The sequence below is a fragment of the Paenibacillus sp. FSL W8-0439 genome (assembly GCF_038008995.1).
Lineage (GTDB): Bacteria > Bacillota > Bacilli > Paenibacillales > Paenibacillaceae > Paenibacillus > Paenibacillus polymyxa.
Genome location: NZ_JBBPAK010000001.1, coordinates 2,282,701 through 2,300,666, shown reverse-complemented (window position 1 = coordinate 2,300,666; position 17,966 = coordinate 2,282,701). Strand labels below are relative to the sequence as shown.

At 45.8% G+C, this 17,966-nt stretch carries 14 protein-coding genes; 2 read left to right on the top strand and 12 right to left on the bottom strand.

Features of this window, described 5'->3' with window-relative positions; translation table 11 throughout:
- Positions 1 to 72: 72 nt before the first annotated feature.
- The 6 genes from MKX36_RS10220 to MKX36_RS10195 all read right to left on the bottom strand — a co-directional run bounded on the left by MKX36_RS10220 (position 73) and on the right by MKX36_RS10195 (position 7,315).
- The gene (locus tag MKX36_RS10220) at positions 73 to 885 is read right to left on the bottom strand and encodes a DUF3891 family protein (protein WP_340864600.1); all 813 of its coding nucleotides are present in this window, start codon (positions 883 to 885) and stop codon (positions 73 to 75) included.
- 135 nt (positions 886 to 1,020) lie between these two features.
- Entirely contained in the window at positions 1,021 to 1,821 is an 801-nt protein-coding gene (locus MKX36_RS10215; RefSeq protein ID WP_017428354.1) for a response regulator transcription factor, read from the bottom strand.
- Positions 1,811 to 3,733 carry a sensor histidine kinase gene (locus tag MKX36_RS10210; protein WP_340864599.1) on the bottom strand — a complete coding sequence of 641 codons (1,923 nt, stop codon included), beginning with the start codon at positions 3,731 to 3,733 and terminating at the stop codon, positions 1,811 to 1,813. The genes MKX36_RS10215 and MKX36_RS10210 overlap by 11 nt, the downstream gene beginning before the upstream one ends.
- 44 nt (positions 3,734 to 3,777) lie before the next feature.
- Entirely contained in the window at positions 3,778 to 5,424 is a 1,647-nt protein-coding gene (locus MKX36_RS10205) for an extracellular solute-binding protein (protein WP_025364710.1), read from the bottom strand.
- Between the two features lie 26 nt (positions 5,425 to 5,450).
- Complete coding sequence (locus MKX36_RS10200; RefSeq protein WP_016821081.1) at positions 5,451 to 6,338, bottom strand: carbohydrate ABC transporter permease; 888 nt, start codon at positions 6,336 to 6,338, stop codon at positions 5,451 to 5,453.
- A 14-nt stretch (positions 6,339 to 6,352) separates the two neighbouring features.
- Positions 6,353 to 7,315, bottom strand: coding sequence for an ABC transporter permease (locus MKX36_RS10195; protein ID WP_016821080.1), 963 nt, complete (start codon positions 7,313 to 7,315; stop codon positions 6,353 to 6,355).
- Positions 7,316 to 7,569: 254 nt separating this feature from the next.
- On the opposite strand from MKX36_RS10195, the gene MKX36_RS10190 reads away from it, so the two are divergent.
- Complete coding sequence (locus MKX36_RS10190; RefSeq protein ID WP_340864598.1) at positions 7,570 to 8,460, top strand: hypothetical protein; 891 nt, start codon at positions 7,570 to 7,572, stop codon at positions 8,458 to 8,460.
- A 168-nt stretch (positions 8,461 to 8,628) separates the two neighbouring features.
- Here the strand turns inward: MKX36_RS10190 and MKX36_RS10185 are convergent, their stop codons facing one another.
- The 4 genes from MKX36_RS10185 to MKX36_RS10170 all read right to left on the bottom strand — a co-directional run bounded on the left by MKX36_RS10185 (position 8,629) and on the right by MKX36_RS10170 (position 13,249).
- On the bottom strand, positions 8,629 to 9,486 hold the full coding sequence (locus MKX36_RS10185; protein WP_016821078.1) for a DNA-binding protein: 858 nt from the start codon (positions 9,484 to 9,486) through the stop codon (positions 8,629 to 8,631).
- 178 nt (positions 9,487 to 9,664) lie between these two features.
- Complete coding sequence (locus tag MKX36_RS10180) at positions 9,665 to 10,111, bottom strand: acetyltransferase (RefSeq protein ID WP_019687063.1); 447 nt, start codon at positions 10,109 to 10,111, stop codon at positions 9,665 to 9,667.
- Positions 10,112 to 10,235: 124 nt separating this feature from the next.
- Positions 10,236 to 11,738: a UxaA family hydrolase gene (locus tag MKX36_RS10175; protein WP_340864597.1), complete on the bottom strand. Its 1,503-nt coding sequence runs from the start codon at positions 11,736 to 11,738 to the stop codon at positions 10,236 to 10,238.
- 17 nt (positions 11,739 to 11,755) lie between these two features.
- The gene (locus MKX36_RS10170; protein WP_340864596.1) at positions 11,756 to 13,249 is read right to left on the bottom strand and encodes a tagaturonate reductase; all 1,494 of its coding nucleotides are present in this window, start codon (positions 13,247 to 13,249) and stop codon (positions 11,756 to 11,758) included.
- A gap of 314 nt (positions 13,250 to 13,563) precedes the next feature.
- Between MKX36_RS10170 and poxB the strand changes: the two genes are divergently transcribed.
- Positions 13,564 to 15,288, top strand: coding sequence for a ubiquinone-dependent pyruvate dehydrogenase (poxB, locus tag MKX36_RS10165; protein ID WP_340864595.1), 1,725 nt, complete (start codon positions 13,564 to 13,566; stop codon positions 15,286 to 15,288).
- A 102-nt stretch (positions 15,289 to 15,390) separates the two neighbouring features.
- Here poxB and MKX36_RS10160 read toward each other — a convergent pair whose 3' ends face one another.
- Both MKX36_RS10160 and MKX36_RS10155 read right to left on the bottom strand, forming a co-directional pair.
- Positions 15,391 to 16,395 (bottom strand): LacI family DNA-binding transcriptional regulator, encoded by a 1,005-nt coding sequence (locus tag MKX36_RS10160; protein WP_016821073.1) that lies wholly within the window; start codon positions 16,393 to 16,395, stop codon positions 15,391 to 15,393.
- Between the two features lie 86 nt (positions 16,396 to 16,481).
- Positions 16,482 to 17,882 carry an MFS transporter gene (locus MKX36_RS10155; RefSeq protein ID WP_016821072.1) on the bottom strand — a complete coding sequence of 467 codons (1,401 nt, stop codon included), beginning with the start codon at positions 17,880 to 17,882 and terminating at the stop codon, positions 16,482 to 16,484.
- Positions 17,883 to 17,966: the final 84 nt, after the last annotated feature.

Here is a 17,966-nt window from a genome sequence, read left to right as displayed (position 1 = left end):
CTCTGCTCTGACGCTACTCAGCAACCACGAACAATGCACAACACATCGGTTCGAGGCTGAATCATTAGACGTTCAGGCATTCTCCTTTTGCTCTTCTACTTCCATGATATGTTCGATGGTAAAGGTTCGATGCGTGCATTCGGAGGAACGGTACGCTTCTAGAAGACCCGAGGTACGAATGTTCTCTTTACTCACCTTCTTGAAGGTATGAGTAATCTCTACTTTGCCCTTGAAAGGGAAAAAGGACAGACCTACTGTCTGGTCCGATAACCACTCAGCCCGAACCCGTCCGCTTTCATGACGAACAGCCGGGAAGCTCAAACCTTCAGCAAACCATTCATAATCTGCTGTAGGAGTACCCGGCTTTCGGCTGCATAAAAACAGACTCAATTCGTCGCAAAATAACATTCTCCGTACATCCGTCCGCACTTGATGTTCGAAGGTTACACCGCATGCCAACTCCTGTTTGAGCCTCTGGCGACGCTGTTCCTCTGCCTCTTGATAAGCATGCGTAATCTGCTTGTCCTGAGCTTTTTCATGCTCGGTCCGTCCGACGAGCTCCTTGTACATCAAGCTGCACAGCAACGCCGCATACGCATTCTCTTGCTCGACTTCATCAATCCCGAGACGATAAAAAACAAAACGTGGACTAAGCGGAAAATCGATAAACGTATAAGGTGCTGACACATAATCATTCCAGAAAGGAGCAGCGTCCAGCCTAATCCAACCCCGGTCATGCTCCCTCGCTGCATATATAAAATCCTGTCTATGACGTCTATTTTTAAAGGCACTGTCTTCCCACTGTGAAGCCAACTCACCTGAAATACGAGCATGGTCATGCTGCGTCGTCATGATATAAGCTTGATCCGTTTCATAAATAACCATATGCTATCCCCTTCCGTTAGGCGTCTATCTGATATTTGTACAAACTTTCTGATCGAAGGCCATGGTTATGTTTACCTTCATTCATTATATCAGGATAAGGGTAAAAAGGCAGTGAAGTTTTCTCCATCCTTACTTTCAATTACCCCTTAGATTCTTCAGCCGAAACTGCTGCGGAGTCATCCCTTCCAGTTCACGGAACACCTTGTTAAAATGCTTGGCATTGTCAAAGCCCACAGTAGCCGCAATTTCATAAATCTTGCCCTCTTGACGCCCTAGCAGCTTTTTGGCTTCTGCAATGCGCAGTCTTTTTAAATATTGAACAAAACTAAGACCTGTATAGGCTTTGAACGCCTGACTAAAATACGTATAATTCAAGGATACTACATTAGATACTACCGCCATGTTCAAATCCTCGCTGAAATGAGCATGGATGTACTGGATTGCTCTCGTCAAGCTGCCACTTCTATCGGCAATCGCACTAGCAACGTTCGTTCTTCCAGTCAGTCTATCTATCTCCCCGCTATTCACACAATCGTTTAATAGAGAGTTCCTTTGCTGTAATTCTTCGTTCAAAACTGCTAACGCACTGAACAGTTCCTCTCTCACGATCGGCTTCAGCAAATACTCCCGCGCTCCACAACGAATCGCTTCGCGCGCATATTGGAACTCGTCATATCCACTGAGAATGATTACCAGAGGTCTGTCTCTTGGCTCCAGCTTGCGAATATGCTGCATCAGCATAATTCCATCCATAACAGGCATACGGATATCTGTTATCACCAACTCGGGTGAAAACTCCTTTACATGCTGCCAGGCTTCGCCTCCGTCCTTGACCAGCACGCATTCATAGAGATCGGAATACTCCCGTTCGATCATAGCTTGTAGCCCCATTCGAATGTTCTTCTCGTCATCTGCAATCAACAGCTTAGTCGTCATGGTTCGCCCCCCTCGTGATGTGACGTCTAGGCAAAATCAGGGTTACTGTCGTCGATTGTCCAGGAATGCTGGCCAGTTTTATGCCAAACCCTAGGCCATACTGCATACTCAAACGGCGATGCACATTATACAAACCGATCCCCCTATTTACCCCGGGCTCGTGGGAACCCATATCCGTCTGTTCCAGACCAGCCATGATGGCGTTTTTTCTTTCTTCAGACATCCCCACTCCGTTATCCTGTATACGCAGTTCAACGATATCTTGCTTGGAGAAGGCTTCAATGGTGATGCGCAGCGGGCTTTGTAATGCACTCCAACCGTGCTTTATCGCATTTTCGACTACAGGCTGCAGCGACATTTTCAGTATTTCCAATTCCATAAACGTCGACGACAGGCGAATGTCCAGTGCAATTTGGTTATCATGGCGGATGTTCATAATGGCTACATAATGCTGAATATGACGGATTTCATCCCGCAAAGAAACACACGGCCCAGACCATTGGAGATTATAGCGCATCATCGAACCAAGGGAGGTGAGCGCATCCGACAGCGGATACTGTCGCTCGATCTCCGCCATCATTTTTAGATTTTCCAATGTATTATAGAGAAAATGGGAATCAATCTGATGTTTGAGTCCCTGTAGCTCGGCCTCCTGAGCAGCGGCCTGCTTCTGTACAGCCTCAGCAATGAGCACGTTAATCCGACTTAGCAAACTGCGAAAATATAGTGCTAGCTCCGCGACTTCTCCCCGCCCATATACCGGGATTGTAAGCTGAAAGTCGCCCTCTTGCTGTACTTTTTTCATAGATTCACGCAGTGTATGCAGCTGCTTGAGAATAAGGGCGTGCAAGGTATAAGAAATGACGGACATTAGCAATATCAATATACAAATAATGAGCAGCATGGCATTGCGTTTTTGACGAAGGTCACCCAGCGGACCGTCCAGCGCCACTACATTTAGCAGATAGGCATCTAGTCCTTCTATATAACGGTACAAACCAAGATAGGGCTTATTTCCATAGGTAAAGTCAAAAGCACCACCCTGTCCCTGAACGCGGGACTGTAACAGATGGTGCACATGGGACAGAGGGATCGGAATGGGATCAGGTTGAAAGGAAGCTGTAGCTATATCGGTAGAAGACACTGATTTTCCACCGTTCAGGATGAACATTTGCCATGCATAATCACGTGGTACGGTTCCGAATACTCTAGGTGAAAAGAGCTCCAGCCTCATGTTGGTTTCCACTAAGCCTGCGTGTTTTCCCCCGCTAGCCTGAATTTCACGCAGCAATGCTATATACCGTACCGCTTCACTTTCCTGCCCTGCTTGCCCCAGCAATAAGCTCTTAGGTCCCTTGTATATATCCCACCATATTTTTCCTTGCTGATGTTGAGCTGTTGTCAGCCAGGAAGCTTTGGGCAGGCGTGATTCATTGAAAATCATGGGCCATATTTCATGTGCCTGGGGATTACTCGTATACAGCCGGATATTCTCTACGTTGGGATTGCTGTATAGCAAGTGCTGTAAATTGGGAAACACATTTAAGTTGAATTGAACCAATTCATCGCTGCTTATTTCACGTTCCTCGGTTAGATAACGAAGTACGTTGCGATCTGAAATCGCAAGCTGTGCGGTCCGCTCCATAATTTCCATATTGCTGTGAATCTGGGCCAGCTCTGTATCCAGTACATACTGATTTTGTACGGTAATGTCATGCATGGTGTTCTCGTACAATTGATGAAAGGTATATAGCGAGAACAATACCACCGGGATTAAAATGACGCCAATATAAGCGACAATGAGCTTGACTTGAAGGGAGCAACCGCCTAGCCGATCGGCCGTATCCGTCAGCCACTGCCATATATGGCGGCGCAGCAGGCTCTTCAGCTGTGAACGTACACGGCCTGACATGAAATCACATCCTTAGCATTCAATAGATAAATGATTGAGCGAGATCATTTTGTGAACTGTTCCATTTTTTTGAGGTTTTCCTCATAGGCTTTTTGTTGATAAGCCATTACTTTGTCATAGCCTGCTTTTCTGCGGTCTTCCAAAAAGCGGGCAAACAGCTGATCGAACTCCTCATCCGAGGAAGCTAGCAGCAGCTTCGGTAATGCCTTGCCCCAAATTTTGTCTATCTGGCCTGAAGCAATGCCTTCTGCCGAGGTTCCGGTCGGTTTGATATTTTCATATTGGGAGAAGCTGTGGGTCTTGCCTTTCGTCCAATCTTCCGGCTGCTTATACGGCTCGACGCTGGGCGGCGCCCACTGCAAATTCATATTCGTATCCATCAGCATCCAGAAAGTGAAGGAGGCGCCATACTTTTTGTCAAAAGCAGAGCGATCCTTGTTCAGCAGTTCCAGTACCTCCGGCTTGAAGGCTGGCTTACCATTAACCGTGTCCCACAGCTTTCCTTGCTCCCCTAGATATAGATCACGGTTCCCTTCCTCGCTAATCAGATAAGTCAGAAATTCAATAGCCCGCTCCTTGTCTTTGACATCCTTCGAAATGAGCGTCACCGTCCAACCGGAAATGCCCGGACCGGCCAGCGTCGGCGGGTCCAGCTTACTGTTGGAGGGTCCATCCACCGCAATATAGACGGAGTTCGGGTCCTTCGCATGTAACATCACCTGTTGTGTAGCAAAGTCGGAACGCTGATATAGCATGGCAAAATATCGGCCTTGTGCCACCTTTTCCTCCATTTGCGGACGTTTGTCGATAAAAACGTCCTTGGCGATTAGGCCCTGCTCGTTCGCTTGACGGAACGTTTTGAGCCAGCGAATGTATTCTTCGTCTGAACGACGGTCGTACAACTTCCCATCCTTTTCATGCGGAATGGCTAGAAAATTGAGTAAATAGTCTTCAAAAGAATAATTCCCGTTATCCGTAAATTCGTGGAACCCTATCGGGATCAACGGCTGACCGTTCACCTCTGGAAATTTCTCTTTCGCTTTTTGAAGCGCTTTCAAAAATCCTTCCGGTGTTCTCATATCCGGCTTGCCAATCGCCTCATACATATCCTTCCGAACCATAAACGTCTGATTGGAGACAAAATTTTGGCCGTATTTTTGGTAGTCCTGCGGTGAAGAGGACGCGTTGGGATACCCATATACATTCTCGTCTGTTTGACGATACCAGGACATTTTGGCCGGGTCAGCCATTTTAATCAGATACGGATCGTATTTCTCGGCCAGCTTGTTAAGCGGGAGAACCATCTTGCCCTCGATCATTTTTTTAACCGCATCTTCCCCCCAACCAAGCGTGACAAAATCAGGCAGCTTACCGGAGGCGAGCATGGTATTCAGCTTTTCATTTTCATTCCCAGCAGGTACGATAAAATTGACACTGACTCCAGTCTTTTGCGTCACATATTTCGAAGTCATATCCGTCCCCCACTTGTTCGGGAACCAGGAAAAATTTAAATACCAGTCAAACGTAATCGGCTCTGTATCGGCCTTCCAGCCTGGCGCATCTGCCGAAGCCTTAGTCTTCTCGTCCTTCAATTCCGTGACAGCGCCACTTCCACCGGATGTACATCCCACGAGCGTTCCTACCAGTAGAACAACAGCCAACAGCCCCTTCTGCCATTTGCGAATGTTCATCATAAATCTCCCCCTTGGATGATATGCTAGCCCTTAACCGAGCCGATCATTAGCCCTTTGACAAAATATTTTTGCAGAAATGGATATACAAGTACAATCGGCAACGTTGTTATGACCATCGTCGCCAGCTTGATGGACTGCGAAGTAACGGACTGGGCGACAATCCCGGGTGCGGCAGACATCATTTGATTAGAGCTGGATTGGGCAACAACCCGGTACAAATACGTCTGAATCGGCTGAAGATCCGTATTATTGATATAGATCATTCCTGTAAAATAATCGTTCCACTGGTACACCCCATGAAACAACGAAATGGTCGCTACTACAGGCATCGATACAGGAAGTACGATCCGGCAGAAGATGCTGAAGTCGTTAGCACCGTCTATTTTCGCCGCCTCCTCCAACGCATCCGGCAGCTCCCGGAAAAAAGCCATAAAAATAATAAGGTCAAAAAAGCTGAACATTGCAGGAATGATGTACACCCAAAAGCTGTCCAGCAGCCCAAGATCACGGATCAGCAAATACGTAGGAATCAAACCTCCACCGAAAAATAGGGTAATGGTGCCGATCAGCATATACAGCTTACGCCCGATCAGCTCTCTACGGGAATATGCATATGCAATCATTGCGGTAAAAAACACATGTACAATCGTGCCAATTAGCGTCTTGGCAACCGTTACCCCCATCGCAGTCATGATGCCGCTGTTGGCAAAAACAGCCTGATAGCTATCCAGACTAAAGAGTCTCGGCCACCAGTAAATGCCGCCTCGCATTGCGTCAGCTCCTTCGTTAAAGGAGTTCACCAGCACATACCACACGGGGTATAAGGTCACAAAACAAATAACCAGCATGAAGATGTTGTTGAAGAAATCAAATATCGCTTCGCCTGCTGTTCTGCGTCGCAATAACTGCATACATCCGTCCTCCTTCAAAATAGAGAGGTATTATTCATCCGTTTGGTCACCGAATTGGCTATCAGCAGCAAAATGAGAGCAAGAACTGATTTTAGCAATCCCACCGCAGTAGAATACGAGAAGCGTCCCTGCTGAATGCCCACCTGATATACATAAATATCAACTACATTACTTGCACTTTCATTTAGCGAGTTACGCAGGACAAGAATTTGATCAAAGTTGGAGTTCAATATGCCGCTGACCGCTAAAATAAACAAAATGGATATTGTGCCCTTGATGGCGGGAAGTGTGACGTACCACATTTTCTGAAACCGTCCCGCTCCGTCAATGGTGGCTGCTTCGTACATGTCCGTAGATACGCCCGCCATGGCTGCCAAATAAATAATAGCTGACCATCCAAGCTCCTTCCAAATATCCGAGCTGACGACGATAGTCCAAAAATAGCCTGGCTCCGCTAAATAACTAATCGGCTGGTCGATCCAGCCCCAAGCCAGCAACAGTTGATTGATCATCCCGGTATCTGCCAGCCATGTGGTTAAAATTCCGCCAAGAATGACCCATGATAGAAAGTGAGGAAGGTACGAAATGGTCTGAATGGATTTTTTAAACCGCGTAGACCGGATTTCATTTAGAAACAGAGCAAATACAATAGGTAACGGGAACCCTATTGCCAGCTTGAGCAGGCTAATGCCCAGTGTATTTTTGACAATATACCAGAAGCTATCATCCTCTAAGAAGGCACGAAAATGTTCTAACCCCGCCCATGGTGCGCTTGATATAGTACCAATAATGTCAAAATGTTTGAAAGCAATCAAAATGCCGTACATCGGAATGTAATGGAAAATAATCATCCATACCACTCCAAGCAGTGCCATGGTCTGCAAATGTCTTTGTTGAGCCCATCTGCGCGCTAGTGATGTCCCCTTCCTCGATCGAACCGACGGCTGTGGCTGTGGATTTTTCCATCCTGTACTCATGCAGAAGACCTCCCTTCTTTTTTTGTAAGCACTTACATCCATTATTTTAGGGGCTTCTGCTTCTAATGAGTAGTACTGGATTTTTTGATTTTGGTGTCTAAAGTTCAGGTGAAGATAGGACAATACGCAAAAAAATTATTCCAGCCCTTGGATTTTCTATTTCTATTAATTTACGAAAAAGACTATCAGATGGTACGATAAAACTATATAGAATTCCAATCATTACCTATGTGCCTAGATCAGGAGGATTAAGAATGGAAGAATTGGTTCGTTCGATTCAGAAACAGGTTCGGAATAAAAGGTTTGCCTGCTGGGCAGGGTTCTTCATGTTTGGCCTGTGTACTTTAGTCGGCGTGGCAGCTCAGGAATGGTTTATGACCCTCCTGGGGCTCGGGATGACAGTCCTATCGATTTATGGATTGACCATGCTGCGTGGTATGACAAAGTTAAGTAAAGAGTATCAGCCAGGAAAGGGCTATGGTTATTATCGCCGTACGGCACAACAAAAGCTGCGTTATTTGACTTGGGGACAGTGGTTACTCGGCGGCTTTATCGTTTTGATGTTCTTTATATACCACGTCCGCCTTAGTGCTTTTCTTATAGCTATCTTGGGGATCTTGACCATTCAATTCAGTATCAAAAAACGAATTAAAAATCATCAGGAGCCCGACGTCACAGAGTTGGATGAGTTTGTACGGATGGGGATTGTCTCTCCGCATGAGCAAACTATTGGAGTGTATAAAGATTTCCTACACCTTAGCCATACGTTTCAGGGTAACCAAATTGTTATCGTTACTGACAAACGGCTGATATCTGTGTTTGTAGAGGAACAAGGACGTGCGTTGAAAACAGAAATACTACTTTCAGGTATAAACAAAGTACGCGCCATCGGTACGGGTTTTCAGGGTCAAGGTTTATTACTGTCTGTAAGCAACCGTGACCATAACGAGCTTCACATTCATATGGTCGGGAAAAGCATTTACTTTTCGCCAGAGCAATTCGTGGGCTGCTTGCTACGAGCGCTGGACGCAGCATTAAAAATTGGATCATACAGTACAGAAGAAACATTCCCCGCTTACCAACAGACAAGGATTTCATTGCATCCATTAGAACAAGGTTTGTTGCACAAGCCTACAACCGCTTAAATATTCCTCATAAAAAACGCTAAATAGCAAGCAAGCTCTGATCTTCATGAGCTTACTTGCTATTTGGTTAATCAAAACATCCTACTTTTTACCATTCTCACTTATTAATGATTGGCTCCATGATAAAACACGGTGATGAGATCATGACTAGTAACAAACATTAGCAAACTAAACAGACTGAGCGACAACGGGCGTGAAATCAATTTTTTCATCCTTTAACACTCCTTTTAGAATAGTTATATATTGGTCTTGCTGTGTTGCCGTAGCTTGGGATCTGAAAATCTCAAATATAGCAGTACATTTCCTAAACTCATGCTCATGTTCCATACCCAGAGTATCGGACAGCTTGAGAGATTGCAGGATATAGCCCAACGCAACCCTAAACTGCCGCAGTTTTATATAATAAAGAGCCAACTGATAGCAGAAGCGAAAATAATATGAAACATTCACAGGCTCTTCAAAATATTTAAAATCCTCAATTTGTTCGGCAAATGATTCAAGCACGCGCTCCAAAGGATAGTCGTGTCTGGTCGCTCCCTCAACAATGGAAAGAAGTCCTGGTAACAGCTCTTCCGGATTGTCACGAAGAAATTGAACGTATTCCTGCAACATTTCGGAACGACCTGACAAAATATCAAGAGCATATAAATTAGCTCTCGCAGCATGGCGATAATAATCCACTTCTGCTTCTCCATATGGATCGAGACCATTAAACCAGCCTAACTCTGCATATTTTTCAATGCAGTCTCGGGCGGCCTCATACTTGCCCTGTTTTTGGAAGGCCATGCCTTTCATAAGATGACTGTAGCCGTAATAGTAGACTAACGGCCGTTTGGTATGTATCGGTTGTATAGGTTTCTTGAATGCTTTGTAGAGCTGCCACTCTTGATACTTCTGGTTGACGTGGTAATACAGCTGATCGCATAAAGCGATCATATGGGTACCATCCATAAACGAAAAGGACAGCTTAATCATGTTAACAAGTGTGTCTAGATCTGTGATGTCGGAGTGAACAAGATCATCCACCCTCCCCACCTCCTTGTCCGACTTTTGTACTCATCAAACAAACCATGATCTATATCCTAATCAAAAAATAACTTAATTACGTATTTATAACGTAATTAAGTTATATCATGAAATCAAACATATGACAAGGGAAATTATAAAATATTCCAGTTTTCAAAATGTAGATCCTATAGAGCATTCATTTGTTCAGTTCCATATGAAGCAACGGAAATGCCCGACCTGATCCATCCAGCGCAGATCGTCCTGTTTGTTTAAAGCCATAATGTCTATAGAAAGCATGCGCCTTCTCGTTTTGCTCATTCACATCTACTTTGAGGTGCGTCCCTTTTATTTTTTCAGCATGCTTGATAAGTCGGCTGCCTGTGCCCTGTCCATGCCGTTCTGGGTCGACAAACAGCATCTCTATTTTCTGCCCGTCCAGCCCGATAAAACCCGTGGGCTCCTGAAGTTCAGTACATTCTACCCAAACCTCAATTTCTCTAAAAGCGCCGTTACTTACGATGTGATGGTAAAATTGAATGTCCTCTTCAGACAAAAATGTGTGCGTTTGGCGTACTGCCCGAAGCCAAATATCTACGAGTTGATCATGATTTTCTTCTCGATAAGCAATAATGTCATGTGGCACTGTATTTCCCCCTTATGCGAATATCCGTATAGTATGGTTTGCAGTAAGTCTAACATGTGTATTTAGCAGCATTCAAACACAAAAAGGAGGCGGATTCTTCCGCCTCCTTTTAGGTTACAACCCTTTACAATGTAACACCATTTTTGAAGATAGCAAGCTCCCTGAAATTGTTTTTCTCATTATTCACCCAGGTTCCACTGGCTACATCAATAATGTAATCGACAAAGTTGCGTAGCGCATCTTCCATACTGACATCCTCCACCAGTGAACCAGCGTTATAGTCGATCCAGTGAGGTTTAGCCTTATATAGCGGCGAGTTGGTCGACACCTTCATCGTCGGAACGAAGGAGCCAAAAGGCGTGCCGCGCCCGGTTGTGAATATGACGAGCTGACAGCCCGCTGCAGCAAGCGCCGAAGAAGCAACTAGATCGTTCCCCGGTGCGCTGAGCAGATTAAGCCCCTTGGTCTTGAGACGCTCTCCGTACTGAATAACATCGGTGACCGTGGAGGACCCGGATTTTTGCGTACAGCCCAGTGATTTATCCTCCAGTGTCGTGATGCCGCCTGCTTTATTGCCTGGTGACGGATTTTCGTATACTGGCTGCTTATAATCCAGAAAATATTGTTTAAAATCGTTAATCAAATGTACGATCTTATCGAATACTTGCTCATCGGCAGCGCGCTCCATTAAAATCGTCTCCGCGCCGAACATTTCGGGTACCTCCGTCAGTACGGTCGTTCCACCCTGTGCTGCCATATAATCCGACAATCGTCCAAGCAGTGGATTGGCAGTAATACCCGACAGACCGTCAGATCCACCGCATTTCAAGCCGATGTTCAGCTCAGACAAAGGTACAGGCTCCCTTCGATCTTCTTGCACAGCTGCAAAAATTTCATGGAGCAGCTTTACCCCTTCCTCCACTTCATCCGACACCTCCTGGGAAAGTAAAAACTTCACCCGCTCCGCGTCATATTCCCCGATGGCTTCTTTAAATTCTTTCATTTCATTGTTCTCACAACCCAAACCAAGTACTAGTACGCCACCTGCATTCGCGTGTTTCACTGCATCAATCAAAATCGTGCGCGTATGTGCATGGTCGTCGCCCAACTGAGAACATCCATAGTTATGCTTGAGCACAAGTGCATTTTCAAAAGGTGAGATATCTCCCACTTCCTGCTTGAAGCGGTTTAAAATGAGTTCGGCAATTCCATTCACACAGCCTACCGTCGGCACAATCCACAACTCATTGCGAATCCCTACACGACCATCCTTGCGCCGAAATCCTTGAAACGTCCGACTCTCCTGTTCATATATATGAGGAGCTGGTTTAGGCTTATAAGTATATTCCTCCACACCTGTCAGATTCGTTTTCGTATTATGCGTATGCACATGTTGACCTGTCTGAATGGGCTGAATGGCATGACCGATGGGATATCCGTATTTCAGGACATGCCCACCTTTAGGGATGTCCTGCAACGCAATTTTGTGCCCACGCGCTACATCCTCCGCCAGCTCCACGCATTGTTCTTGTTGTTGTGCTCCCCATGCCAGCGTCTCTCCCTGCTTGTAATCACGCAAAGCGACAGCCACGTTATCTTGATCATGAATTTGAATGAATTCCAGCATTCCAGTCTCCTCCTTGCTTATGCTCCAGGTACGCTGTTCCCGGTTAGGGAATCGAGCGTCTCCTTCATTCCTCTGCTTGTAATTTCATACACGTGCTGCGCCGTTTGTTCAGCCAGCCCTTCGATCTGATTCAGATCTTGACCCCACCATGTCTGTTTGCTGAGTACCTGCTCGGTCAATTGCTTCGCTCCAGCGAGAGATCCGTCATACGTACTCCACAGTTCGCCAAACGTGCTCAATACTTCCGCTTCGTCGGCCAATGCAATCGACTCGCCATTTCTGTCTCCCCGGTAAAATACGAATAAGGACGCTAGCGAAAATACGATTTTGGCAGGCAACGCCTTACGCTGTGCCACATACTGTAGCAAGGATGGCAAGTTCCGTGTCTTGAACTTGGACACCGAATTCAATGCGATGCTCATGACATAATGACTTACATAGGGATTACGGAACCGTTCAATCACATCGTCGGCATAAACATTCAATTCCGCTGCTGGCGAGTCCAGTGTCGGAACAATTTCTTCTCGAATCAACGACTGGATATATTCGCCCATAACCTTATGCTCGACCGCTTGCCCCACTGTATCCAGGCCATATAGATAGGCTACAGGGGTAAGCGCCGTATGTGCCCCATTCAAAATGCGCACCTTCCGTGTACGATATGGCGCCATATCGTCGACAATCAGTACATTCAATCCAGCCAAATGAGCAGGTAATTCTTCTTTAAGCCACTGTGGCCCTTCAATAACCCATAAATGATACTGTTCGCCCACAACAACCAAATCGTCCTTGTAACCCAATTCCGCTTGGATTTCATGAATCCGGTCTTTGGGATAACCAGGTACAATCCGATCCACCAAACTGTTGCAGAACGTATTCGCTTTCTCTAGCCATGCAATAAATTCGGCCCCAAGCTCCCATTGGTTCGCATATTTCAGCACGATTTCCTTGAGAGCGTCTCCATTACGGTCGATGAGTTCGCACGGAATAATGACCAGTCCCTTGCTTTGATCGCCCCCGAAAAATTGAAAGCGCTTGTACAGAAAGGCGGTCAGCTTGCCTGGAAAGCTTTTTTGCGGGCGATCTTCCAATTGATCCTCAGGTGCATAAGCGATCCCTGCCTCCGTTGTGTTTGAAACAATAAAGCGCAGCTCTGGCTTTTGGGATAATGCTTCATACTCCATGAATTCCGGGCCGTATGGATTAATACCACGAGTGACGCACTCCACAACGGTATGCTCTTTCATGGCTTTCCCGTCCTTAATTCCTTCAAGGATAACCGTATAGAGACCATCCTGTACGTTAAGCTTCTCCACAAGGCCTCCTGGCTGCGGTTGTACAATCACAACCCCTGTATTCCATTCTGCCAGCTTATTCATTTTGTCAATTTGCCAGTCTACAAAAGCACGCAGGAAGTTCCCTTCCCCGAATTGCAGTACCCTCTCGGGATGTGGTTCTGTAATGATAAAGCTTTTTCTGTTTAATTGGTCTAATTCATCTACATGTTTCATCTGGAGTAGCCTCCCACTAGTACCATAATGATTTCACCGTTATTTTATCACAATGCACACGTTAACAAAATAGTTTTATCAACATTTTTAGTTTAAAAAAATAATAATGACAATAATATGAACACGTTAACATATACGTTTATATAAAAATATGCAAGTATATTGTCCTTCTTGCGTTGTTTCGCACCTGTTCCAAGACGGTTAAGGCTAACTATTACCCTATCCCGAGACCTTGTTCATATATACATTTCAGCAGAATAGACGCAAGAAAGCACGGGCAGGATAACACTACTTACTAGGCAGGAGGAGCATCTATGAAGACAATCGCAGATACTATTGTACAAGTTTTAGTTAATGCAGGGGTCAAGCGGATCTATGGCATCGTTGGAGATTCATTAAATAATATGGTGGATTCCATTCGCAGCAATGGTCAAATTGAATGGATTCATGTAAGGCACGAAGAAGTGGCTGCCTTTGCAGCTGGAGCAGATGCTGATCTTAGTGGCAGCATTGCCGTATGTGCCGGTAGTAGCGGCCCCGGGAATCTGCATCTGATTAACGGTTTATATGATTGCCACCGCAATCGAGTGCCTGTACTTGCTATTGCGGCTCATATTCCAAGTGATGAAATCGGAAGTGAATATTTTCAGGCTACACACCCTGAGCATCTTTTTGGAGAATGCAGTCACTTTTGTGAGGTAATTACGACACCGCGTCAAATTCCAAGAACAGTGACCATGGCTATTCAGGAGGCAGTTTCACGTTCAGGTGTTTCCGTCATTGTTCTTCCCGGTGACGTAGCAGCTTTGGAAGCTGAAAAGGTGCCCACTCCTGAACATGTCTATCACCCCACAGCACCTGTCGTCCATCCATCCGCTTCTGAAATTTCCCGGCTGGCCGAATATTTAAATAACGGTAAACGAATTACGCTGCTATGTGGCGCTGGTTGTGCTCACTCTCACGACTTGCTTATGCAGCTGTGCGACAAGCTAAAGTCTCCCATGGTATCCGCTCTGCGAGGCAAGGAATATTTGGAATATAACAACCCTTATTATGCTGGATTGACGGGACTGATCGGGTATTCTTCCGGGTACCATGCCTTGATGGATTGTGACGTCCTGCTCATGCTCGGAACAGACTTTCCTTACAGACAATTTTATCCTGAAGATGCGATTGTCCTACAGGTAGACATAGATCCTTCCCATCTCGGCAGACGAACTCCGTTGACGTATGGTTTATGCGGGGATGTAAGGGCAACGTTGGAAATGCTGCTTCCTCATTTAACGTCGAAGCATGATGCCAAGCATCTGGAAAAAACCGTCTCCCATTATGCCAAGGTACGCCAGGAGCTGGACGATCTGGCGGTTGGTAAGCCAGGTCATATGCCGATCCATCCGCAATATCTCGCCAAGGTTATCAGTGATGCCGCCCAGGAAAATGCTATTTTCACTTGTGATGTCGGTACTCCCACAGTATGGGCAGCGCGTTATTTGCAAATGAACGGTCAGCGCCGACTTCTCGGTTCCTTCAATCATGGTACGATGGCAAATGCACTGCCGCAGGCGATCGGTGCGCAAGCCACTGAGCCTAACCGACAGGTGATTGCCCTCTCAGGCGATGGTGGACTCACGATGCTGATGGGCGACCTGCTCACCCTAAAACAGCATCAACTGCCTGTAAAAGTTATTGTTTTCAACAATGGCGCTCTCGGCTTTGTCGAGTTGGAAATGAAAGCAGCCGGATTCTTGGAAAACGGGACTGAACTGGTTAACCCTGATTTTGGTGCTGTAGCACAAGCCATGGGACTTAAGGGCATTCGGGTTGAAGATCCGACCATGCTGGAGGATGCCATTCAGCAAGCATTGGCTCATGACGGCCCTGTTGTGGTAGATGTGGTGGTGAACCGCCAGGAACTATCCATGCCACCTAAAATTAATCTTAAGCAAGCAGAGGGATTTACACTGTGGATGATGAAAGCCGTGCTGAACGGACGCGGGGACGAGATTGTTGAACTGGCTAAAACCAATCTCTTTCGTTAAATACATGACGAAGCAGTGCTCATTTCAACAAAAAAGGGGCAGGAACAGTGCTTGAGCATTGTTCCTGCCCCTTTGGGGCTTGCCTCTTTTACATAACAAAACTCAGCGTAGTCTGTCTGCCGTCGATTTCCGCTTCATGAGCGCGGTTTCCATAAATATAAGCTCGCCCTCATTGGACGGTGACTGAATTCGTTCCAGAATGCAAGCGGCTCCGCGCTCGCTAATCTGCTCAATCGGTCTTTTGACCGTCGTTAACGGTGGAGTCGTATACATTGAGAAGCCGATATCGTCAAACCCAATGATAGAGATATCCTCCGGTACTTTCAAGCCATTTTCAAATACCGCATTCATCGCACCAATAGCCATATCATCGTTAGAGCAAAACACTGCTGTCGGTGGTTCTTCCAAGGCAAGCAGTTGCTTCATTGCCAGACTTCCGCTTTCCGTATCATAGTGACCCTGCACAATATATTCGTGTCGGATCGGCTTACCACGATCAATTAATGCATTCATGAAACCTTCGCGGCGTTGCTGGGTCGACTTGAAGCCTTCTACCCCCTCGATAATCGCAATGCGTTCATGCCCGCTTTCAATGAGAAAGGAAACAGCTTCATAGGAGCCTTCCTTATCATTAGAAATCACATTTACAATCCCAGCCCCAGACACCTGCCGGTTCAGTACAACTAGCGGAATGCCTTGACCTAGCACATGATAAATAAAAGGGTTGTCCGCTTCGCTTTGACTCATCAGAATGATGCCATCAAAACGCTTGCGATGAATAGCAGAAAAATCAGCGTAATCGTCAATTCCTCGCACAAACAGATTGTAATCCACCCCAATGACGTTGTTAACTCCACGGATGGTATCCGCAAAAAAACTGGAGCTGGTGCCTTCTGAAATACTGGTGAAAAACAGGCCTATCGTATGCGAGCGCTGGAGAACCAGGCTTTTAGCATTGTAATTTGGAATGTAATTGAGCTGCTCTGCCAACTCCATAATTTTGCGTTTCGTATCTTCTTTAATCAGCGGGCTGTTATTGAGCGCCCGGGAGACGGTTGTATGGGAAACATTAGCCAGTTTGGCAATGTCTTTAATAGTAGCTGCCATATACGTATCCTTTCCTTAGTAAGGCTCTAAAAAATTATATACTCACCATACCACAGGAGCCGCCCGGAAAAGAAGACCTTCACAAATTATACGCGGTTGTCCGCATGTCGACGCTGTAATTCTTGAACCATTTCTGCATGTCTGCTGTCCGTCAGTTTGTACATTTTACCGATTACTAGCATGGCCAATGCCAAGGCAACAGCCGGATAAAGACAAAGCAAGGCTTTGATTCCAAGCAGCGTTCCAGAGGATTGAATCACATTCGGTACATATCCTACAAGCGCCAGTCCAATACCCGATAGAAAGCCGGACAAGGATTGAGCCAATTTACGTGAAAAGTTAAATAGTGAGTAGGTAATCCCTTCCTTGCGCTCCCCGGATGACCATTCGCCGTAATCAATGATATCGGACACGAATGCCCAGGTAACCCCGTTGGGAATACTAATACCAATGAACGAAATACTCGCCAGAATTGTGAAAATATATACGTTGGAAGGCATCAAAAAGTTAATCGAATCGGCAATAACGCTAACTAGCATCCCTAAGATTGCCGTTTTACGTTTACCAAAACGCCGTACCAGTTTGGGCAGGAACAATACACCCAGCAGTGACGAACCGATAATAATAAAATTCATATACGCCATTAATTCTACATGTCCCAAATTATATTCGGCAAAATAGATCAACAGTGCGGACTTGATATTGTAAGCGGAAATGGTGAAAATCGTCATTAAAACGAGCACCAGCAAGGGTTTATTATTCGTAAAGGTGTGCACAATCACGCCTAAAGATAGCTTCTCTTTTGGCCCGGACTGGCTAATAATACGTTCTTTCGTTCCTCGGTAACATATGATGAAAGCGATCACACCAATGAATGACATGATCCCCATGACCACCGGATAGCCAACATGATGGTTAGGAAACAATAAAATAAGCGGCATGACCACGACACTGGTTACGAATAATGCACCTAGTGATCCCGCCTGACGGAAAGATGACAACGAAGCACGTTGCTGAGTATCCTGCGTAATGGCAGCACCCAACGAGCCGTATGGAATGTTTACAATAGAGTAACCAATCCCCCAGATCATATAGGACGCGTAGGCGTAAATGAGTTTGCCTGTGGGTGAAATATTCGGCGAAATAAAGGTAAGAACCGTAAGAATTGCTAGGATAACGCTTCCAACGACAAGAAAAGGTCTAAATTTTCCGCGTGTACCGATATGTTTGCGATAATCAACAAAGGACCCTACAATGGGATCACAGACGGCGGCAAACAGCTTGCTGACCAAGAAAATGCCTGCGGCGGCTCCTGCAGAAACCCCTGCTACATCCGTAAAAAATTTCAGCAAATACAACTGCCCCAAATCAAACATGAATCCGTTTCCAAAGTCACCCATACCATACGAAATCTTTTCTTTCAGGCTAATATGCTCACCTGTCTTGTTGTCAGTTTGGACGCTCTCCTGCACGATAGGCACTCCCATACCTACACACTCCTCTACACTTGTAATTATTTTCACATACTCATTGATATCTATTTTGGTTTTTAATTGCTCTTGCCGGGAGAT